Genomic DNA, 20,287 nt, shown 5'->3' on the forward strand with positions numbered 1-20,287 from the left:
GGTTTTCGGTGTTCCATGTTGCCGGATCGACTATCCGGAATGGACCGACATAACCGGTTTTCGGATTTTTCCGAAAGAGTTCCGCATTACATTATAGATCTCTTCCTACTTCCTTCCTTTATTATTTCCACTCTGTTTTCCAAAAACAATGCGGATTCCCCTGGAAAACCCGCATTTATTCAATCATTAGTACTAGATAAATGTATTACCAATGGATACTATAACGCTCTTCATCATCGGCCTGCTCGTTGGGGCGGTGGTGGCTTATATTATTCTTCAGTTGACCGTCAAGAAGGCCAACACGAAGAAGATCGACGAGATGAACGCCCAGGCGGACCAGGTGATCAAAGAAGCCCGGCTTACCGCCAAACGGATCGAGGACGAAGCGGAAATGAAAGCCGAAAAGGCCATGTCTCAGGCGGAGATCCGCAATGAAAAGACCAAGCAGCGCAAGATCCAGGAGGCGAAAGATCGTTTTGCCAAGATGAAGTCGGATTTCGAAAGCAAGAAGTCCGAACACATGCTGGAGATGAAGGACCGGGAGATGGAGGTGAAAGCCCAGGAAGTAGAGCTGAAGCAGAAGGTCGATAAGTTTGACGAACGGGATAAAAAGATCGAAAAACGTCGCCAGGAAGTAGAGCAGAAGGAAGCTGAAATAAAAGCGATCCGGGAAAATCTGGAAACCCAGCTCAAAGTGATCGCCAAGAAGAAAGAGGAACTCGATACGGCCAACGAACGCCGGATCAAAGAACTGGAGATCGTTTCCAAACTTTCGGAAGCCGAGGCCAAAGAACAACTGCTTGAAGCCGTTAAAGCCAAAGCAGAAACCGACGCCATGGCCATCGTAAAAGATACGGTGGAGCAGGCCAAGATCACCGCCAACAAAGAAGCCAAGAAGATCGTTATCCAATCCATTCAGCGAATGTGTGCGGAGTATACCATTGAAAATACCGTTTCGGTTTTCAACCTGGATTCCGACGACCTCAAAGGTCAGATCATCGGACGGGAAGGCCGGAACATCCGGGCGCTGGAAGCCGCTACCGGAGCGGAGATCGTTGTAGACGACACGCCGGAAGCTATCGTGATCTCCAGCTTTGACCCGATCCGCCGCGAAGTATGCCGCCTGGCGCTGAAACGCCTGGTTGCCGACGGCCGTATCCACCCCGCCCGCATCGAGGAAGTGGTGGCTAAAACCAAAAAACAACTGAACGAACAGATCATCGAGATCGGGGAACGCACCGTGATCGAACTGGATATCCACGGGCTGGATCCCTACCTGGTGAAGATGGTGGGCCGGATGCGCTACCGTTCTTCCTACGGACAGAACCTGCTGAAGCACTCGATCGAGACCGCCAACCTTTGCGCCATTATGGCCGCCGAACTGAAGTTGAGTCCGAAACAGATCAAACTGGCCAAACGCGCCGGTCTGCTCCACGATATCGGGAAGGTTTCCGAAGAGGAAAGCGAACTGTCCCACGCACTGATCGGTCTGAAGCTTTGCGAGAAGCACAAGGAACACCCCGCCGTTTCCAACGCAGTGGGTGCTCACCACGATGAGATCGAGATGAACAACATCATTTCTCCGATCATTCAGGCTTGTGATGCCATCTCCGGTGCCCGTCCGGGTGCCCGCCGGGAGATCCTGGAAAGCTATCTCAAGCGTATCGGTGAACTGGAAGAACTGGCCCTGGCGCACGATGGCGTACAGAAAGCCTACGCCATGCAGGCCGGTCGCGAACTACGGGTGATCGTAGAATCCGAAAAAGTAAGTGATCAATACGCCGACGATCTGTCCTTCATGATCTCTCAGAAGATCCAGGATGAAATGCAGTATCCCGGCCAGATCAAGGTAACCGTTATCCGCGAGAAGCGGGCGGTCGCTTATGCGAGATAAAAAGTAAGAGACCGTTTTTAAAACAGTTTCTAAAAATTGTAAGGGTGTATAGGTGGAAATGTCGACCCACTTATACACCTTTTCATTTCACCCTTTTACATGCTAGATCAATGAATAACCAATCCAACCGTCGTTCTTTCCTCAGGGAACTCAGTCTTACCGCTCTCGGCGCTACCGTCATTCCCCAACTGGTAAGCGCCCACAATCCACACCCCAAAAAATTAACATTCGATAAGGACGAAGCCGTGGTCGTCTTCCAGGGAGACTCCATCACCGATGCCGGCCGCAGTAAAGATCAGTACTACGCCAATCAGGCCGGTGGTATGGGGCGCGGCTACGTCATGCAGATCGTGGGGCAGCTGCTGGGTACTCATCCCGAGCAGAACTACCAGTGCTACAATCGCGGTATCAGCGGCCACAAGGTTTTCCAACTGGCCGATCGCTGGGATATTGACTGTCTGAGCCTCAAACCCGATATTCTCAGTATCCTCATCGGTGTGAACGATTACTGGCACACCCTGAACGGCAACTACGACGGTACGGTTGATATCTACGAAAGAGACTACCGGGCGCTGCTTGATCGCACGAAAAAGGCACTGCCCGATGTGAAGCTGATCATCGGAGAGCCGTTTGCCGTAGAAGGCGGCCGCGCGATCGACGAAAAGTGGGAAGCGTTTCACGGATACCGCAAGGTAGCCAAGGCGATCGCCAGTGACTACGGTGCGGTCTTCCTGCCCTACCACAGCGTTTTCGCCGAGGCCCTGAAATCGGCCCCCGTCGGCTACTGGTGCCCGGATGGTGTACACCCGTCTATTGCCGGTGCGCACCTGATGGCCGCAACCTGGATGGAGGGTTACAATAAGCTAAAGCGATAAAAGTGAGATCGTGCCGCAGTGCGGCCGGAATGCTATGAATAAAGGGAACGTGTTATCCGGCACGTTCCCTTTATTTTTTTGTTCTTCCGGGTACATGGTGCCACCGGAAGCAAATCATCGTGGCAATGCCCTTTCGGCCCTCGCACCGTCACGAAAACAAAACGATCAAAAAAGTCAGCACCGTTGTCACGAAACCGATCATGAAGATCGTATAGGATACGCTGAGGTAACGGTATTTTTGATCCAGTACTTTACCGAGGTAATAGAGGTCGCGGGTGAGGTTGCCGTACATCAGCTCGTCACTGCGAAAAATAGCGTCCATAGCCGACTCGTACTGATCGAGGTCCAGGTGCACGAAATTACCGAAGAAGACGATGTTCTTTTGTGTGTCCTGAGCGGGTTGGCCCTTATGGTTGAGAGTGGTTACTTTCGGGCGGGCGGAAAGCACGGCAAAAATCAGCGAAGCCGCCCCCGAAACGATGAAGATCACCACCGGAAGCAGTATAGCCGGATTGTTCTCTCCGATATTCCGGTAGGACAAAAAAGTGATCAACACACTGATCAGGATGGAGTTGACGCTGATCATAATGTTGGCCTTATTATCCGCAATGGCGCTCAGGTTGATATGATTGCGGTAATTGGCCCGAAAGAACGTCTGAATGGCCCGGGCCGTATCGCCGCCTTCCAATCCCTGAAAGGGGACAGCGGTGCCCTCGTTAGCGATCAGTTCCAGGCTTTCCCGGCGGCTCAGCTTTTCGATCCGTTGCTTGCGGCCCAGAATGTGTTCGGCCAGTTGCCCCTCGTAGTGCATCCGTGCGTAGGGCGTGTATAACCGCACGCCCAGGAGTTCCTGCAATTCCAGTTGGGACCACTCCAGGCGATTGTGCCGGCGTTGCAGCATCAATTCCTGCTCCAGCCGTATCAGGCCGTGCCGGCTTTCGTACTGGTCAATAAAGGTTACGATCTGGTAGGCATCCGAAAGCAGCTGTTCGGCCAGCGTTTGCGGCTTTTGTTTCCGCATGACCCGGCCGATGAGTTCCGCCAGGGGTGCTTCGGGATAATGCTCAACGTTCTGCTGGCGCAGGAAAGTCCGGGCTTGTTGCTCGCTGGCATGGATCGGATCCTGGTAGTTGATCAGATATCCGGTGGGCAGCAACCAGGCCGCTACCTGGGCCAGTTCCCGTTCCGCTTCCGGCGCTGCCGATTTCTCACTCAGCAGGGTAACGGTATCCACCAGATCACTGGTAAAGTGAAATGAATGAAAAACCAGTCTGGGCACACGGTGTTGCTCGAACATTTCCCAGGCGTACTGTCGGGCCTGCTCAACAAGGGGGGATACCGGTAAAGACTTTGAAGTATTCGCTTCCGATATTTCCATAAATCAGCTTGATCTTTGGCGAAAAGATACTACTTTTTAGTGAATGAGCGATAAATGATGCAAGTGGGGAGCAGCTCAAAAAATCTAACGAAAAAACCAGCTCTGTCATATATCACTCATCATTTATCGCCATTTAGATACATTTTTCCGGCACGATTGCGTTATATAGCGTAATTTTGTAGCTCACACTGAGAGTAATAGCCCGCTACCTACACCCATTCTTCTTGCTATTCTGACAAAACATCCTACAAAGCCGGATCATTGATCCGGAGCCAACTTATACCAGGTATTTTAGTTTATACCATCGAAACATTTATGCTATGGATCGTCATTTACTCTATTTGTTTGCAGGCTGTCTTTTCCTTTTTATCAGTTGTAATCAATTCAACGAACTGGAAGAAATTACCAAGGTAGATTATCAGGCCGAGTACGCTATTCCCATCGTAAATACCAACATTGCACTGGAAGATCTGCTCGAAAAGCTGGACGACCGGACGACCCTGGTAGTGGATCCCGATGGCCTGATCCGCCTTCAGTACAGCGGAGATGTACTGCGCCAGACCAGTGCGGATGTTTTTGCCAATATCAATCAAACCATCGCCAGCGTCCCGCTGATCCCCATTACCGAAAAACACCAGGCCTTGCCTTTCAGCTCGCCGGACGGTCTGCAGATGGACCGGCTCGACCTGAAAGCAGGGGAATTTTACTACACCGCACAGAATGATCACCCCTTTCCGGTGAAGTTTTCTATTTCTTCCCAGCAGGTGACCAAAAATGGGGTACCCATGGAATTTAGTGGTACCATCCAGGCCTACAGCGGCAGTGGGGACAAGCCCTTTTTCACCAACTTGTTTACACCCGCTTCGCTTAAGGATTACAAGATCATCCCGACGGATGATGTAGTTTATATTGATTACGAAGCGCTGGATCCGGACGGTAATCCGGTAGACCTCTCTACCGTTTTTATCCGCATTCAGGATCTCGATTTTTATTACGTGGAAGGTTACCTCGGCAATCAGATCTACGAAGGTGGCCGCGATACCATCATCATCGATTTCTTCGACTCCTGGACGCAGGGAGACGTATACTTTGAAGAGCCGAAGATCACGGTCAATGTAGAAAACTCTTTCGGTATCCCTACCCGTTCGGTATTTGAGGTATTCAATGTGTTTACCGTTCGCAATGAGATCCTGCCCATCCAAAGTACCCTGATCGATGAAGGGATCGACTTCCCGTACCCTACCCTGTCGGAAAAAGGCCAGGTCAAGGAAGGAAACTTTGTGTTCACCAAGGAAAACTCCAATATCGATCTGGTATTGGGCTCCGGCCCGATCGCCGTCGATTACGAGGTGAATGCACTCACCAACCCGGATCAGCTGACGGAGATCCGCGGTTTCATTACCGATAGCAGTTATTATAATGTCCGGCTCGATGTGGATCTGCCCCTTTACGGTCAGGCGTCCAGTTTCATCGCCCGCGATACTTTTGAGTTGGATTTTTCCACCTTCGGAAAGGTGAGCGCCGCCGAATTTAAAATGGTGACGGACAACGGTCTTCCGCTTTCCGTGGACATCCAGGGTTATTTTATGAATGAAAAGGGCATCATCATCGATTCCCTGTTGCAGACCCAGGAAAGAGTGATCGCCGCCGCTCCGGTCAATGCCGAAGGAGAGGTGACGAGTCCGTCGCAGGAGGTCAAATACATCGACATCCCGGAGGATCGGTTCAAGAATCTGCAATCTGCCAAAAGATTACTGCTGATCGCCGCTTTCTCCACCGTGAATGACGGTAGCGTTTCCGTAAAAGTACTCAAGGACCAGTCTACCGACATCCGTATGGGTGCCATCCTGAAAGTTAAGAACGAGTAATTGAACTGGGGCAGTTTAGCCAATTCGAGTAGACTGAACGGCCAGGCTACCGCCCACCCGTTTTTCTTAACTTTTGCATCCCTCAAAATCCAAAACCTATGCGTAAATCGCTTTTTACTATATTTCTATTTGTCGTTAGTTTTTCGACCATTTTTGCCCAGCAACAGGAATTGAGCACGCTGCTCATTCCTAATACCTGGCAGGCCAACCGCCTGAATCCGGCCGTGGTGCCGGACGCTAAATTCGTGATCGGCGGGCCGGGCCTCTACAATAACCTCCGCGTAAACAACATCGTTTACAACGACCTTTTCGGAACCAACGAACTGGGCGAAACGGCCCTGCAGATCGATAACGCAATCGCCAAACTGGGCGTCCAGAACCGGATCCTGGAAAATCTCGACATCGAGACCCTGAGTTTCGGGGCCAAACTGGGTGAGATCTGGCTGACCCTCGGTCACAGCCTGCGGTCCAATGCCATTCTGAACTACCCGAAAACCTTACCCCAGCTGATCTGGCAGGGCAACGCTCAATTCATCGGTCAAACGGTGAGTTTCGGGCCGCAGATCAACATGAATACCTACCATGAACTCAGCCTGGGCTTTGTATTCGAAGTCACGCAGACCTTTACACTGGGCGGCCGGGTTAAATACCTCAGTGGCCTCAACAGTATTTCCAGCCAACGCAATCTGCTGCAACTGACCACCGATGACGATGTATACCAGCTCACTCTGGACGCCGATTATCTCGTCAATTCCGCCGGCTCACTTCGCTACGACGGTTGGAATGAACTGGATGTCGCTTTCAATTTCGGTGCTCTGACCGGCGAGAATCTGTTTGGCAAGAACAGTGGTACGGCTTTCGACCTGGGAGCCAGTGTACAGCTCGGCAAACTGACCCTGTCCGCCAGCGCACTGGATCTCGGTGCGGGCATCAAGTGGAAACAGGATGTGCATAATTACAGCCTGAACGGGACTTACGAATACGTAGGGCTCGATCTGGCCCAGAATATTCTGGAGGATGATCAGGCACTGGGTTCGGTACTGGACACCCTGCGCGAGATCTATAATCCGGTGGAGACCAACGATCCCTACACCACCATTCTTCCCCAGCGATATTATCTCAATGCCGGCTACCAGCTTACCGACAGCTGGCATCTGGGCGCGCTGGTCTACTACGAGAACGGTGAATTCGGACTTTCCGAGCCGGCTTTCGCCTTCGCGGCCAATACTCAGATCATCCCGCAATTGAATATCGGCGGTACGTTCGCTTATCGCCACGAACAGTTCAGCAATCTGGGGCTCAACCTTAGTTTACAACTGGGGCCGGCCAGGATACTGGTGGCAACGGATAATATCTTTACGGCTATTCGGCCCAAGGAAAGCCATTCGGCCAACGTACGTCTGGGCACCAGCCTGTTGTTCGGTAAGACCAGACCGGCGGGCCGGGGTGAGGCGATCTACTAGAAAATTGATCTAATACCTATTTAGACGACAACAGCCATTGCAGCGCTAGTAACTGCAATGGCTGTTGTCGTTTAAGTTTTGGGACAGAAAAGATAGAAAATTCGCAGGCTATGGCTTTACCGCAAAATACTATCGATCTGTACTTTGAGTTCCTCTCCGATCCCCGGTTCCAGTTCTACCGTCCAACCGGCGGATTCCGCCATAAAACGGATCACATCGATCATGCGGTTGCCCTGATCGCGGGCCCGATCCAGTAGCTGACTTTCGATCACTTTCTTGCGCAATACTTCTTTGGCATTTGCGCTCAGCGACGTGTAATCTTCGGCGGTGAAAGAATTGAACCAGCTTTCTTCCAGGTTGCGAAATGCGACCTGGTGGTCGATGGAAAGGATCTCCGGTTCCGGAAGATTGCTCAGGCGTAGCACGCGATCAGTACTGTCGGCGGTGATCTTCACCGCTTCCAAGTCGTAGCCGACCAGGACTTTCCCTCTTACTTCCAGAATAGCTTTTTTATCAAAATTGAAGGTACTCGGCAGGGGCAGGTACAAAGTGACGGGCCGGGTACGGGTTTCGTTATACAGTTCATTGAAATTGGCCTCTACCGTGACCAATTTCATCACATCTCTGACCTTATCCAAAAGAATGGTGCTTTGGCTCTCAATGATCTCCTTCTGCTCGGCTCGGTAGAACCAGCGGGTAATGATCACCCCCAGCACAAAAACCGCCACCAGGGCTACAATAGTGAATATTCTTTTAGACATCAGTGTGGTTATTCATCCAGTGCGTCTGCATCAAATTCGTACTTCAGGCCTTTATAGCTCTTCAGTACGGCTTTCACCGAACCGACGGATACCGGCGATTCGATCAGCATTGGCACCTTGTTCTGATCAGCGGACACCCAAACTTTCATTTGATCGTCTTCTTTAAAAACGTCTCCGGCGATCAGTTGCGGACTGAATACGTGTGTTTGGAAGCGGCCCTGACCTTTTACTTTTTTCCGGTCTTCGGTCCCGAAATACTTTACTTTCAGCGGATAAGTCTCCTTATCCAGGAAGATCTTGATCGGGAATTCTGCACCGGAATTTAATTTATCAAAGTCAATATTGCGGGAATAATAGACGATCGACAGCATATCGTGGATACAGTTGTCGATCTTATACTCCGTCACCTTGGCTTCCGCCCGGGTTTTACCCCGTAGTCCCACGGCTACGTTCCGGTCGCGATCAAAAGTCACTTTGTCGTACAGGCGGTATCCACCTTCGTGGATGTTGCGGATCGAAATGGAAGGCAATAGCGTTTCCTTATCGACGTAGGTGTCGTAGTAGTCCCGTACTTTATAGAACCACTCGTAGGACTTATACGTGCGGCCTACTGCCGAAATATGGTACTGATCGCCCAGATCCCGCACGCGAAAGGTGACTTCTCCGGCGGACAGCCAGACGAAATTCCAGTTATAATAAAGCTTGTAAGTAATTTCTTCGCCCCCCTTGAAGGTATTGTTCTCCATGGTACACGCCTCCAGGCGCAGATCCACCGGAGCGGTAAATTCGGTATTCGAATTGGGAGCTTTTATGCTGGTCGATGGCGCGAATGCCATAAACAGAGGTAGGCACATCGTCATGACCAGGGTTTTGTTCAATGTTTTCATCTCGGTATGTTTTATCACTTTGTTTTGACGATAGCTGCCCCACCAAGTAACGCGGGGACAATCAGGTTTATTATGAATAATGAAAAGGTCGAAGCCAGTATAACTAATTCATTTGCACCGTATTCGGACCACAGCAGCAGCGCCAGCTCACCGCGGGCCACCAGGGCCAAAAACGGCGGTAACGGCACACTGGACTGCACCAGAAAAATCATGGCGATACCCGCCAGTCCCAGTATCGGATCCATTTCAAAGCCAAAACCGTACAGCAAAAGCAGGTATTGACTACTGTAGATCGCATAGCGGGCAAAGGCCATGGCCAATACCCACATCAGCTTGTCCTTCTTATAACTTTGCAGCCCGGAATGAAGTTGTACCCGCTGCTGTTCTTTAAGTTTATTTAACCACTGCAGGCGTTTTAGCCAGTCCGACAGGCGTCCGATGTGTATATACAGGATGGGTAACACCAGCGCGATCCCCCATAACAACCAGCCAAAACTTTGGTAATAGATAGCCATTTTGGGCCACAGATCCAAACCTACCGTCGCGATCCCCCAGCAACCGGCCAGCAGCAGCACCACCCACTGGGCTACGCTGCCGATAAATGTGGCCGACAGGCCAAGCCAGCTTTTCGATGCCGGTATCAATAATAAACGACCACCGTATTCCCCGATGCGGTTGGGTGTAAATAAAGAAACGGAAATACCCGCCAGGATGCTGCGCAAAGCGGTAAAGAATGGTAAATGGAGTTCCGGCTGCAGCAGGTAGCGCCATTTGTAGGTTTCCAGTCCCCAGTTCAGCGGCATCAGTAGAATGGCCAGGAAGATCCAACCGGAACGCTCCCAGCGGAAGTGCTCGCGAAAGCCGGATAAAACCGCCCCCAGGTCCTTCCGCTGGAATACCTGGTGGTAGATCGCCCAGGTCAGTAAGACCAGTATAAGCACCTTTAATATCGTGAATATCCACTTTCGATGCGTGGGTTTCGCTAAAAAAGAGCGTATTTTGGCTTGGGTGATCAAGTCGAAAAATTTTAGAGCGTGTCTAAATCCAAAATGTCAGATACAACTGCACCATATCGTTTATTAGGAGTGGATCCGGGTACAAATATACTGGGATTTGCCATTATCGAAGTGAATGGTAAAAAACTGCAGTTGCTGGAACTGGGCGTAGTACACCTCAAACAATTCAAGGAACAGGAACTGAAACTCAAGCGCATCTTCGAACGCATTCAGGTGATCATCGATGTGTACGGACCGACCGAAATGGCCATCGAAGCGCCCTTCTACGGCAAAAACCCCCAGTCTATGCTCAAACTCGGGCGCGCCCAGGGAGTAGCCATGGCCGCCGCGATCACCAAAGGACTGGAAATTACGGAATACTCGCCCAAAAAGATCAAACAGTCCGTTACCGGCAACGGTAATGCGGCCAAAGAGCAGGTCGCGGCTATGCTCACACAAACTTTCCGCATCGACCTCAGCGACCACTATCTGGACGCTACGGATGCTTTGGCGGCCGCCGTTTGTCATTATTACCAATCAAAAGCCTTTCCGGGAGGGGGGAAACGGTATAGCGGGTGGGACGCTTTTATCAAGAATAACCCGAAGCGGGTAAAGAAATGAGCGGGCATAACGTATGGAGCGGGAACTTCTGTTCTTGGTTCCCGCTCTATACGCCACACCTCACGTCCGGCTACACATTCAGGTAAGAGATCAGGGCATCGTATCGATCTTTCAGCGCATCCATGTATTCCGATTCGTTGAAAGAAGCCTTGATATTGTAGTCGTAGCGCTCGAAGGTACTGATAATGGAAAGGATATCCTGCCGGTTGATCTTCAGGGTAACGTCGATCGCGGCCGAATCCGAATAGCTGTGCACAAAGGCATTCAGGATCACGGCGCTTTCGGATTCCACGATCCGGGCGATCTCTGAGAGGGAATAATCCATCCGCGTCATTTCGAGCACCAGGATACTTCCCGGATCCTTGAAGGATGCCGTCTCCGCAAAAAAGCGCATTAGGTCTTCCAGCGTGATCAAGCCGGCATAATTGGCGCTTTCATCCACCACCGGGATAACGGTGAGGTGATATTCCGCCAGCATGCGCATGACCTCGTAGATATGATCATCCAGCCGTACGCAGGGCGTAGGCGCCGATAAACCGTACGAGCCGATCGGCTCTTCCACATCGTAGTTCAGGATATCGTCTTCCGACATGAGGCCCAGTAGTTGTTCATTATTGACTACCGGTAGGTGCCGGACGTAAAAGTCGTTCATCATTCCCAGTGCTTCCTCTCCGGTGTCCGAAGTACGCAAAGGAATGATCGTATTCGATAAGAGTGTTTCTGCAATCATTGTCGTTCCGCAAGAATTAGGTACAGACTAAATTTACACTAAATAATGATTGCTAGGGAATAGAGCTTGATTTTCAAAATGTTAAATTCTGTTTAGCACCCTCTGCTGAATGCTTTTTCCTGGCAAGAACAGTTCTCTGGAAAGTGCTTAATCCAGGAGCTTTTTCTTCTGGGCGACAAATTCTTCTTCCGTTAGCAATCCTTTTTCTCTGAGATCTCCCAAGCGCTTCAACTGCTCCAATAGATCTCCTCTTGGAGAGCTCAACAGATCTTCTTTCGGTGCATCCAGTTGGGGGGTCAGCCGAAATCCGTTGGCTTCGAACTGATCGAATTGATCCTGTATGCGCAAAAATGCCAGGGCATCGTGTTCTTTGATCCGCTTGAAATCATCGAAACCATTGGCAACAGCCTTATCCAGATGGAAAAAGGCTTTATCTGCATTTTCGGTTAGAGAATGGGCACAGGCTAGATTGAAGTGTATAGCAATATCTTTAGGTGCGATCTCCAGGGCTTTATTGAAATCCCGGATAGAGCCATCGTAGTCAAAATCCTTGAACTTCTGAATGCCGCTCGCCTTGAACGGGTTTTCGCGGCGGGGTTTGGGCCGGCGCTGGTATTCCCGGGTCTGGGTTTGCGTGCGGCTCGTCGACCGGTTGCTTCTCCGGGGTCGTTCTTCCGTCCGGCGCTGCGTTCTTTCCTCACGGCGATATTCACGCTCCCGGCGACGGTCGTAGCGGCTATACCCGGCTTCCTGCTGACGAAAATAGGCCCGGTTGTATTTCCGGTTGAATTCATCTTCGTCCATCGCAAAGAGGGCGATCGCATCAATCAGGGCAATGATCCAGGAGATCCAGAAAAAAAACAGGTATACGATCCCCAAGCCGATCTGTCCGAGATAGAAACGGTGAATGCCCAACCATCCGAAAAACAGGGCTAAAATACCGGCTACGTTCTTGTCCTTCATGCTTTACGCTCTTTTACAGCTGTGTCGCTATTTAGTAAACGGTCAAATACCGCCTTCCGTTCAAAATAACATAGATACCCCGGGAATTTAGTTTTTTTAAATACATTAGATAAGACGCTGTAATTAAAAGATAAACGACAGAGATATGGAATTTTTGGTATTCGTACTTTATAATTTCAGCTCCGCTGGTGCTTACTTTTTAACAGGTCACCGGAGGTAAAAAGATCTTACAGGTCAGTACTGTGAAGTCATCCGGATAGTCCTGATCTCCGGTAAAAACGCCCAGCCGTTCCACCAGTTTATCGTTGAAAGCCGAAGCGGACAACTGGTAGTGTTTTCTTACGAAATTGTACAGCATTTGTTCGTTGAGAAAATCTCCGGCGGCGTTCCTCAGGTCCGTCAATCCGTCGGTGAAGGCCAGAATAATGGCTTCATTTTCCAGATAGAGGCTGCCTACTTCCACTTCCGGGAGTTCACCAAAAGACCCCAGTATAGTACAGCCTTTATTGAGCAGGATCACCTCATCGTTCGTAACCAGTACCGGCGGATTGTGGCCGGCGTTGATGTACCGGAGCTCCCGCGTATGGATATCGTACTGGGCAATGAAAAAAGTAATAAAACGCTCCCCCATCGTGATCCGGTTGACGGACAGGTTCAGGTCGTGAATGAACTCGATCAGGTTGGTGCGCTTATTCACCAGGGTATAAAAGTTAGCCTGGAAATTGGCCATCAGCAGGGCTGCCGCCATGCCCTTACCCGAAATATCTCCTACACAAAAAACGATCTTACCGTCTTCAAATTCCAGGAAATCGAAATAGTCCCCACCTACTCCCAGCTGTGGTTTGTAGATACTGCTGAGTTCATAACAGTCCTTACTCGGCAGGCTCTGCGGGATCAGCATGCGCTGCATTTCACTGGCCAGTTCCATTTCGCGTTTGAGGCGTTCCTGCTCCAACTGGCGCCGGAAAAGGCGTTTATTTTCGATCGCTACCGCAATGATGTTCGTGATGGTGGTGATGAACTGGATCTTATTGTACATATCATCCTCTTCCCCGAAGCCACCGATAAATACGTAAGCAATAGCGGTATCCTTGTGCATGACCGGAATAACGACATCGAACTCCCGAAAAAAAGGATGATCCGTTTCGTCGATGTTGTTAATGCTGGCGAATTTGTGAAAATGCCGGGGAATATCATCGGTAAACAGCGCTTCATCGATGCCGATAGAAGTGGCACTCAGCCACTGGTTGCCCTTTTTGATAAACAGCACCATCTTCTTGATCCCCACTTCCCAGCTCAGAAAAGAACGGTACATATTGAATAGACCCTCCGCCGAAACATTGTTGTTAATCGCCTGAGTGATATTCAGCAAACGGTTGATCTGCAGTTGCTTGAGGTTAAGCTCCCGTTCCAGTGCTTCTATCTTGGACAATCCGGTTTTTATTTTTGTTAAATCAGGCATAATTTACGCTTGTGGGTAAATATAGTAAAAGAAGTTGCCTCAGTACGTTAGGAAAAGCGTCATTTATGCGCTTTTTTTGCCAAAACGCTAAACTCGCATGCAAATTCTGTTGATCGAGCCATTTTTTACCGGAAGCCACCGGCAATGGGCGGAAGGATTCCGGAAATTCAGTCGCCATCAGGTGCAGATCATAAGCCTGCCTGGCCGGTACTGGAAGTGGCGTATGTACGGTGGGGCGGTGAGTCTGGCGAGACAATTCCTGGAATCTAACGCACAACCGGACCTTATCCTTGCCTCCGACATGCTCGATCTGCCAACCTTTCTGAGTTTGAGCCGTAAAAAGTCCGCCGGGATACCCGTTGCCCTCTATTTTCACGAAAACCAGATCACCTATCCGTGGTCGCCGGCGGATGAAGATCCCAAGCTCCAGCGCAACAATCAATACGGATTCATCAACTACACCAGTGCGCTGGCCGCCGACCGGGTCTTTTTCAATTCGGAATACCACCGGCGCAGCTTTCTGGAGGCCCTACCGGAATTTCTCGGGCAATTCCCCGATCACCGGGAAAGCGATCTCATTGATTCGATCCGCACCAAAAGCGAAGTACTGCCTCTGGGCCTGGATCTCCAGTCGCTCGATCAACCGTCGCTACCGGACCGGCCGGCTGAACCGGTCATCCTCTGGAACCACCGTTGGGAATACGATAAAAATCCGGAATTGTTTTTCGATACGCTCCTGCGCCTCAAAACCACCGGCCAGGACTTTCGCCTGGTAGTGCTGGGTGAAGCTTTCCGGCACAGTCCGAAGATCTTTAAAACTGCGAAACAGGAACTGGCGGACCACGTCTTGCACTTCGGTTATGCCGACAACCGCTCAGGCTATGCCGCCTGGCTCCAACTCGCCGACCTGCTACCCGTCACCAGCAATCAGGACTTTTTTGGCGGCAGCGCCGTGGAAGCCATCTATGCCGGCTGTTATCCGCTGCTGCCGGACCGGCTGGCTTTCCCCGAGCATATCCCCGCGGAAGAGAGGCCCCGGCATCTGTACGCAAAGGATGATGATCTGCTGCCCCGACTGCTGGAAGTGCTTCCAAAAATCAGGGCCCGGTCCGACAATACTTCCTACTCTGATTTTGTAGCCCACTATGATTGGCGTATTTTAGCCACCGATTACGACCGGCGAATGGAGCAGTTAGCGTCGGCACATCAGTAAACAAGCTACATGAAACACACCACCTATCAGGGGCATCGCATCAGTTACAATGCCAAAGGGAAAGGCCCCGCAGTCGTTTTTCTGCACGGGTTTTGTGAAGACAGCCGGATCTGGGATGACTTCAAACAGGACCTTTTGGAAGAAAAATACCGGGTTATTGTCATTGACCTTCCCGGCTTCGGCAGTTCGGACGTCATTGAAGACATTTCCATTGCCGGAATGGCCGATGCCGTCCTGACCGTACTGGATGCCCTCAAACTGAATGAGGTGGTGATGATCGGGCATTCCATGGGAGGTTACGTCAGTCTGGCCTTCGCGGAGAAATATCCGGAACGGCTGCTGGGATTGGGCATGTTCCACTCCCAGGCGATGGCCGACAGCGAAGAGAAAAAAGCCAACCGTCAGAAAAGTATAGACTTCATCAACCGGCAGGGTTCGGCGCTCTACGTCAAACAGACCATCCCGGGCTTGTTTGCACCCAACTTTATCAACAGTAATACCTTTCTGATCGAGAAATTGTCCTTTCGGGCTTCCCAGTACGCCCCCCAGGGGATCACTGCCGCTCTGGCCGCTATGAAAAACCGGCCGGATCGTTCACCAGTGCTGAGCGGGCTTCAATGTCCGGTACTCTTTATCATCGGCAAACTGGATGGCGCCATAAGCTGGGAAAACAGCATGGCCCAAACCCATCTGCCCGCCCGGGCCGACATCCACATTCTGGAAAAAGTAGGCCATATGGGGATGTTCGAGGCCACCAAGCAAACGCAAAGTATCGTTCGTCAGTTCGTCCAATTCTGCCAAAATGGATAAGCAACGCTATCCCGCTCTTTACGAGATCAATACCCGGGTCTGGTTACACAAATTCGATCAGCCCGGCCTGCCGGCACGTCTCCCGCAGATCCCGGATACTTACTGGGATTATCTGCAGGAAAAAGGCATCGAATACGTCTGGATGATGGGCATCTGGAAAACCGTTGGCCACGATCAGATCCTGAAATACGCCCTGGAAGACGGTTTGCAGGACGCTTACCGTTATGCCCTGCCCGACTGGAGTAAAAAAGATGTCATCGGCTCCCCCTACGCCATCGATCAGTACGAACCGGCGGCCGGTATCGGCAGCTGGGAAGACCTGGCCGGTCTGCGCGATAAGCTGCACGCGCGGGGAATGCGGCTCATTCTCGATTTTGTTCCCAATCATTTCCACGCTGAAAGCAGCCTGATAGCGGATCACCCCGGGGTATTTCTGCCCGGTGAGGAAACCCATCTGGAATCCGATCCGGCCACTTTCTACCGTCACGATGGAAAGATCTGGGCACACGGGCGCGATCCCTACTTTCCGGCCTGGAAAGACACCATTCAGGTGAATTATTTCGACAACCGCGCCCGGGACTTCATGAGCGATCAACTGATGAAACTCGGAGCGGTCTGCGACGGTGTCCGTTGCGATATGGCCATGCTGATGCTCAATACGGTTTTTGAAAGTACCTGGCGTCATACGACCGGTTTTGCCGATCGCAATACCGAATTCTGGGACCGGACTATTTCCCGTGTCAAAGCTAAATTTCCCGACTTTCACTTCATCGCCGAAGCTTACTGGGACCTGGAGTGGCAACTGCAGCAGTTGGGTTTTGATTACACCTACGATAAACGCTTACTGGACCGCCTCCACGAGGGCAATGTCGGTTCCGTTCGCGGCCATTTGTTTGCCGATCCGGATTTTCGGGACCGATCCGTTCGATTTCTGGAAAATCACGATGAAGACCGGATCCTCAGCCGGGTCAATACCCGGGAGGCCGAAGCGGCAGCGGTGATCACTTACACCCTGCCCGGCATGCGTTTTTTCCACGACGGACAGTGGGAAGGGAAAAGGGTGCGTCTGCCCGTACAGCTCGGTCGCGAACCACTGGAGGCGGCCTGCACCTGCGTACAATCCGAATATCTCTACCAGCAACAACTCACGGAGTGGATCCGTCCGGTGTGCAAGTGTACCTACGCATTTTACGAAAAGCTGCTGCAGTACCTGCAAAAGCCTATTTTTCAGAAAGGTACCTGGGAGCAGATAGAAGTAGAGGAAGGGCAGGAACAAATACTAGCGTGGAAATGGCAAATGAAAAAGGAACACCTGATCGTTGTGGTCAATTATTCCAATCAAACCGTTCCGGGGCGTTTATCCGCCTTTCCGGATGCCGACAAATTGAAGCTGTCCGAACCCTGGCGTGCCCTGAGTTATCCGCACAGTTCGCTCACGCTGGAGGTTAAGTTGTACCCCTACGAATACCGGTTTATCGAGTATACTGCGGGCTGACCTACTACCCTTTATTTTCCGAACTGACGTAATTCAATCTTTCAGACGATTGGGGTCGTAGCGTGCCATCAATTCCTTGAACCGTGGCTTTTCCCAATACACATTATAAGGTTCGTCTTCCTTTCGGAGACTCTGAGGAGACATTCCCTTTTGTAAAGCCAGTTCCAGCGTCTGGTAGAAGGCGTCCTGCTGCCCGAGATAGTGGTAAGTTTCGGCCAGTGTGGAATAAGGATAGCCGGTAGCTGTATCCCTCTCGATAGATTGCCGGATATAATAGAGACCAGAATCGGGTTGGCCAATAAAATTATAGGACATGGCCATCAGGTTCAAAATGCGTTGGCTCTGTTCGGCATTCTCGTCCAGAGCGATGGCCATTTTTCCGGTCCGGATCATCCGGCGGTAACTTTTGGCCCGGAAATAAGCCGTAGAGATCAGGTTCAAATTGTAAATATTGCCCGGATCGATGGCCAGCTTGATGTCTGCATAATTATTCATTTGCACCGTATCCATCTGCAATACGGCCTTAAACAACCGGGCGTCGATCTCCTCAACCAGTTTGTTATTTTGCTCCGCTTTTAGAATGGCCCGGTCGACGATCTCTATGGCCTCCTGGATTTGGCCCTGCCCGGCTTTTTTATCGGCCCAGTTGAACAACCAGGCCGTATTATCGCCGGCGAACTCTTCCGCCTTTTGAAAAGCGAGATCGGCCTCATCGTATCGCTTGGCAAAATAAAGTGCAATTCCGTACGCATTCCAGTAGCTGCTCTCCTCCGGCTTCAGATCCGTTGCTTTGCCGAGAAACTCAATGGCTTCTTCGTTTCGCCCCAGACGCCGCAGGGTATATCCCTTTCGCAGCCAGGGGAGCGGGAAGTCAGGTCGGGCGTCGATTGCCCGTTCGTATTTTCCCAGAGCTTCCTGGTGACGGCCCCGGCTTTCCAGATTAACGCCCCAGGCCAGGTAGGCCCAGTGTTCTTCGGACGGGCGATGCATCAGCATTTCCTGGGCCACCTTGATGCCCTGTTTGTAATTTCCGGTATGGTCGTAGTAAATGGCCAGGCGATAGGGATCCGTATTTTTCAGGATGGACTCAGCGGCTCGCTCCAGTAAACGCCTGACGGCTTCTCTCCGCCCCTGGTCCAGAGGTTCGATCATCGTTTCCGGATCCGTGCCGGACATCCGCAGGGTCAGCGCCAGATTCTCTTCCGTTTGGGTGATCTCGCCGCGAATAAAATTATTCTCCCGGCCAAACAGGTCGCGTAAATGGAAACCGATACTGCGCAGGGAAAGTCCTACGCCCAGGACATCCACATTCAGTTCCGGCTGCTGCTCATCGCCCACGGCCTGCACCGAATCTTCCTTAATAGAGACCGCAATACTTTTCAGGTGCAGATACTGGTCCTCCAGTTGACGGGCGATCACCGTACCGCTAAAGCCGTTTTCTTCCAGTTGCTTGGGTACGCTGAACTGTTGGATGTTATATCCTTCGTAGTTCAGCATCCTCCAGAGGAAAAGCACCAGCCCGACTACCAGCAGGATGGCTCCGATACGGAGTAACAAGGAGGATAGAACCGTCAGCCAGGCTTCCGGCTTTCGAAGGTTGGTATACTTTTCAACGTAGTACCAGCTTCTGCCCAGGGTACGGGCAGAAGCCGAGCGCCATTGGTGGAGGCGGCGCTTCTCCGGTTTGATGTGTTCATTATTTTCCACACATCAAAATAACGAAATTCCGGTCTTTTTTGCGAAATCTAGATCTCGTAAGTCAGCTCTACGGTATCGGAAGTCGGATGCGACTGGCAGGTCAGGATATAACCTTCTGCGATCTCATCGTCATCCAGGGCGTAGCAGGCATCCATTTTCACACTACCGCTGATGATCTTGGCCATACAGGTAGAACAGGCTCCGGAATGGCAGGAATAGGGTGGATCGTAGCGCAGGTCCAGGAGCACATCCAGGATGGTTTTCCCTTCCGGCACTTCCGTTTCGATCTTATCGCCGTTCAGGTGCACAATGATCTTGGCTCCGGCGGTGCCTTTGGCGCGGTCTTTTTCATCGATATCGGTCGTAAAACGCTCCGTATGGATGCGGTCTTTATTGACGGACAGGTCTTTCAATGCTTTCTCCACGGCTTCGATCATACTCCCGGGGCCGCAGATGAAATATTCCACCTGTTCCGTACGGGCCGGATGCTGGTCTAAAAACTCTTTCACGATCCCGGAGTTGATCCGTCCTACTTTGCCCTGCCACAGTACGGTACCTTTCGACAGGAAACTCAGTAATCCGCCCGATTTCTCCCGCTTCGGCTGGCTCAGGATGTGTTCAACTACCAGTTGATCCCGGTAGCGCTTTTCCAGCGCTTCCAGACTATCCTGAAAGATGATGGACTCTTCATTGCGATTACCGTACAGCAGGCAAACCTTGCTCAGCGGTTCTTTTTCCAGGATGGTCTTCAGGATCGACATCAGTGGAGTAATGCCACTTCCTGCGCCAAATATATAGTAGGTCTTTTTATTCTCTTCCTTGAGCGGCGTGAAGAAGCGACCTTCGGGAGGCATAACTTCTACGGTATCACCGGCTTTGAGCTTATCGTGGATGTAGTTGGATACCAAGCCGCCTTTCAGACGTTTCACCGTTACGGCCAGATCATCGTCCAGCGGGCTGCTGCACATCGAATAGGCCCGCCGCTCTTCTTTTCCGTTGAATTGGAAGCGAAGGGTCAGATATTGTCCCTGAGTATATTGGAACGTATCGGATAAGCTCTCGGGTACTTCCAGTACTACGGTTACCGCATCTTCCGTTTCGGGCCGGATCGCCTTTACTTTCAATTCGTAAAAAGAGTGGTCCATTTATTATTGATGATTTAAAAAGCTTGTTG

At 51.2% G+C, this 20,287-nt stretch carries 17 protein-coding genes; 8 read left to right on the forward strand and 9 right to left on the reverse strand.

Features of this window, described 5'->3' with window-relative positions; all coding sequences use genetic code 11:
- Nucleotides 1-211: 211 nt before the first annotated feature.
- Together rny and CRP01_RS03175 are read left to right on the forward strand one after the other, a co-directional pair.
- Nucleotides 212-1,894, forward strand: coding sequence for a ribonuclease Y (rny, locus tag CRP01_RS03170; protein WP_099148549.1), 1,683 nt, complete (start codon nt 212-214; stop codon nt 1,892-1,894).
- 110 nt (nt 1,895-2,004) lie between these two features.
- Nucleotides 2,005-2,769, forward strand: a complete 765-nt coding sequence (locus tag CRP01_RS03175) for an SGNH/GDSL hydrolase family protein (protein ID WP_099148550.1) — start codon at nt 2,005-2,007, stop codon at nt 2,767-2,769.
- Nucleotides 2,770-2,917: 148 nt separating this feature from the next.
- Here CRP01_RS03175 and CRP01_RS03180 read toward each other — a convergent pair whose 3' ends face one another.
- Complete coding sequence (locus CRP01_RS03180) at nt 2,918-4,147, reverse strand: Pycsar system effector family protein (protein ID WP_099148551.1); 1,230 nt, start codon at nt 4,145-4,147, stop codon at nt 2,918-2,920.
- A 320-nt stretch (nt 4,148-4,467) separates the two neighbouring features.
- Between CRP01_RS03180 and CRP01_RS03185 the strand changes: the two genes are divergently transcribed.
- Nucleotides 4,468-6,015: a hypothetical protein gene (locus CRP01_RS03185; protein ID WP_099148552.1), complete on the forward strand. Its 1,548-nt coding sequence runs from the start codon at nt 4,468-4,470 to the stop codon at nt 6,013-6,015.
- A gap of 98 nt (nt 6,016-6,113) precedes the next feature.
- Nucleotides 6,114-7,478 carry a DUF5723 family protein gene (locus CRP01_RS03190; protein ID WP_099148553.1) on the forward strand — a complete coding sequence of 455 codons (1,365 nt, stop codon included), beginning with the start codon at nt 6,114-6,116 and terminating at the stop codon, nt 7,476-7,478.
- 116 nt (nt 7,479-7,594) lie between these two features.
- On the opposite strand, the gene CRP01_RS03195 is transcribed toward CRP01_RS03190, so the two are convergent.
- The 3 genes from CRP01_RS03195 to CRP01_RS03205 are packed head-to-tail and all read right to left on the reverse strand — an operon-like array spanning nt 7,595 to nt 10,142.
- Nucleotides 7,595-8,239 carry a DUF4230 domain-containing protein gene (locus CRP01_RS03195; RefSeq protein ID WP_099148554.1) on the reverse strand — a complete coding sequence of 215 codons (645 nt, stop codon included), beginning with the start codon at nt 8,237-8,239 and terminating at the stop codon, nt 7,595-7,597.
- 8 nt (nt 8,240-8,247) lie between these two features.
- On the reverse strand, nt 8,248-9,126 hold the full coding sequence (locus CRP01_RS03200) for a DUF3108 domain-containing protein (protein ID WP_099148555.1): 879 nt from the start codon (nt 9,124-9,126) through the stop codon (nt 8,248-8,250).
- A 14-nt stretch (nt 9,127-9,140) separates the two neighbouring features.
- Nucleotides 9,141-10,142: a lysylphosphatidylglycerol synthase transmembrane domain-containing protein gene (locus CRP01_RS03205; RefSeq protein WP_099148556.1), complete on the reverse strand. Its 1,002-nt coding sequence runs from the start codon at nt 10,140-10,142 to the stop codon at nt 9,141-9,143.
- Between the two features lie 33 nt (nt 10,143-10,175).
- Between CRP01_RS03205 and ruvC the strand changes: the two genes are divergently transcribed.
- Complete coding sequence (ruvC, locus tag CRP01_RS03210) at nt 10,176-10,742, forward strand: crossover junction endodeoxyribonuclease RuvC (RefSeq protein ID WP_099148557.1); 567 nt, start codon at nt 10,176-10,178, stop codon at nt 10,740-10,742.
- A 70-nt stretch (nt 10,743-10,812) separates the two neighbouring features.
- On the opposite strand, the gene CRP01_RS03215 is transcribed toward ruvC, so the two are convergent.
- The 3 genes from CRP01_RS03215 to CRP01_RS03225 form a co-directional block, all read right to left on the reverse strand.
- Nucleotides 10,813-11,472, reverse strand: a complete 660-nt coding sequence (locus tag CRP01_RS03215) for a CBS domain-containing protein (protein WP_099148558.1) — start codon at nt 11,470-11,472, stop codon at nt 10,813-10,815.
- A 147-nt stretch (nt 11,473-11,619) separates the two neighbouring features.
- Nucleotides 11,620-12,435, reverse strand: coding sequence for an NINE protein (locus CRP01_RS03220; RefSeq protein ID WP_099148617.1), 816 nt, complete (start codon nt 12,433-12,435; stop codon nt 11,620-11,622).
- Nucleotides 12,436-12,634: 199 nt separating this feature from the next.
- Nucleotides 12,635-13,867: a GAF domain-containing SpoIIE family protein phosphatase gene (locus tag CRP01_RS03225; protein WP_233752616.1), complete on the reverse strand. Its 1,233-nt coding sequence runs from the start codon at nt 13,865-13,867 to the stop codon at nt 12,635-12,637.
- Between the two features lie 127 nt (nt 13,868-13,994).
- Between CRP01_RS03225 and CRP01_RS03230 the strand changes: the two genes are divergently transcribed.
- Genes CRP01_RS03230 through CRP01_RS03240 form a run of 3 tightly spaced genes read left to right on the forward strand, consistent with a single transcriptional unit; the run spans nt 13,995 to nt 17,415 of the window.
- Nucleotides 13,995-15,110 carry a tRNA-queuosine alpha-mannosyltransferase domain-containing protein gene (locus CRP01_RS03230; RefSeq protein WP_099148560.1) on the forward strand — a complete coding sequence of 372 codons (1,116 nt, stop codon included), beginning with the start codon at nt 13,995-13,997 and terminating at the stop codon, nt 15,108-15,110.
- 9 nt (nt 15,111-15,119) lie between these two features.
- Nucleotides 15,120-15,920 (forward strand): alpha/beta fold hydrolase, encoded by an 801-nt coding sequence (locus tag CRP01_RS03235; protein ID WP_099148561.1) that lies wholly within the window; start codon nt 15,120-15,122, stop codon nt 15,918-15,920.
- Nucleotides 15,913-17,415, forward strand: a complete 1,503-nt coding sequence (locus CRP01_RS03240; RefSeq protein ID WP_099148562.1) for an alpha-amylase family glycosyl hydrolase — start codon at nt 15,913-15,915, stop codon at nt 17,413-17,415. The genes CRP01_RS03235 and CRP01_RS03240 overlap by 8 nt, the downstream gene beginning before the upstream one ends.
- Before the next feature lie 33 nt (nt 17,416-17,448).
- Here the strand turns inward: CRP01_RS03240 and CRP01_RS03245 are convergent, their stop codons facing one another.
- A complete protein-coding gene (locus CRP01_RS03245; RefSeq protein WP_099148563.1) occupies nt 17,449-19,122 on the reverse strand; it encodes a tetratricopeptide repeat protein in 1,674 nt (557 codons plus the stop codon).
- A 38-nt stretch (nt 19,123-19,160) separates the two neighbouring features.
- The gene (locus tag CRP01_RS42960) at nt 19,161-20,258 is read right to left on the reverse strand and encodes a ferredoxin--NADP reductase (RefSeq protein ID WP_099148564.1); all 1,098 of its coding nucleotides are present in this window, start codon (nt 20,256-20,258) and stop codon (nt 19,161-19,163) included.
- Nucleotides 20,259-20,287 lie beyond the last annotated feature (29 nt).

Source organism: Flavilitoribacter nigricans DSM 23189 = NBRC 102662 (assembly GCF_002646595.1).
GTDB classification, from domain to species: domain Bacteria; phylum Bacteroidota; class Bacteroidia; order Chitinophagales; family Saprospiraceae; genus Flavilitoribacter; species Flavilitoribacter nigricans.

Bases quoted from the DNA above. Each gene is read 5' to 3' on its own strand.
- rny (WP_099148549.1), top strand. From the start codon at position 212: ATGGATACTATAACGCTCTTCATCATCGGCCTGCTCGTTGGGGCGGTG.
- CRP01_RS03175 (WP_099148550.1), top strand. From the start codon at position 2,005: ATGAATAACCAATCCAACCGTCGTTCTTTCCTCAGGGAACTCAGTCTT.
- CRP01_RS03180 (WP_099148551.1), bottom strand. From the start codon at position 4,147: ATGGAAATATCGGAAGCGAATACTTCAAAGTCTTTACCGGTATCCCCC.
- CRP01_RS03185 (WP_099148552.1), top strand. From the start codon at position 4,468: ATGGATCGTCATTTACTCTATTTGTTTGCAGGCTGTCTTTTCCTTTTT.
- CRP01_RS03190 (WP_099148553.1), top strand. From the start codon at position 6,114: ATGCGTAAATCGCTTTTTACTATATTTCTATTTGTCGTTAGTTTTTCG.
- CRP01_RS03195 (WP_099148554.1), bottom strand. From the start codon at position 8,239: ATGTCTAAAAGAATATTCACTATTGTAGCCCTGGTGGCGGTTTTTGTG.
- CRP01_RS03200 (WP_099148555.1), bottom strand. From the start codon at position 9,126: ATGAAAACATTGAACAAAACCCTGGTCATGACGATGTGCCTACCTCTG.
- ruvC (WP_099148557.1), top strand. From the start codon at position 10,176: ATGTCAGATACAACTGCACCATATCGTTTATTAGGAGTGGATCCGGGT.
- CRP01_RS03215 (WP_099148558.1), bottom strand. From the start codon at position 11,472: ATGATTGCAGAAACACTCTTATCGAATACGATCATTCCTTTGCGTACT.
- CRP01_RS03220 (WP_099148617.1), bottom strand. From the start codon at position 12,435: ATGAAGGACAAGAACGTAGCCGGTATTTTAGCCCTGTTTTTCGGATGG.
- CRP01_RS03230 (WP_099148560.1), top strand. From the start codon at position 13,995: ATGCAAATTCTGTTGATCGAGCCATTTTTTACCGGAAGCCACCGGCAA.
- CRP01_RS03235 (WP_099148561.1), top strand. From the start codon at position 15,120: ATGAAACACACCACCTATCAGGGGCATCGCATCAGTTACAATGCCAAA.
- CRP01_RS03240 (WP_099148562.1), top strand. From the start codon at position 15,913: ATGGATAAGCAACGCTATCCCGCTCTTTACGAGATCAATACCCGGGTC.
- CRP01_RS42960 (WP_099148564.1), bottom strand. From the start codon at position 20,258: ATGGACCACTCTTTTTACGAATTGAAAGTAAAGGCGATCCGGCCCGAA.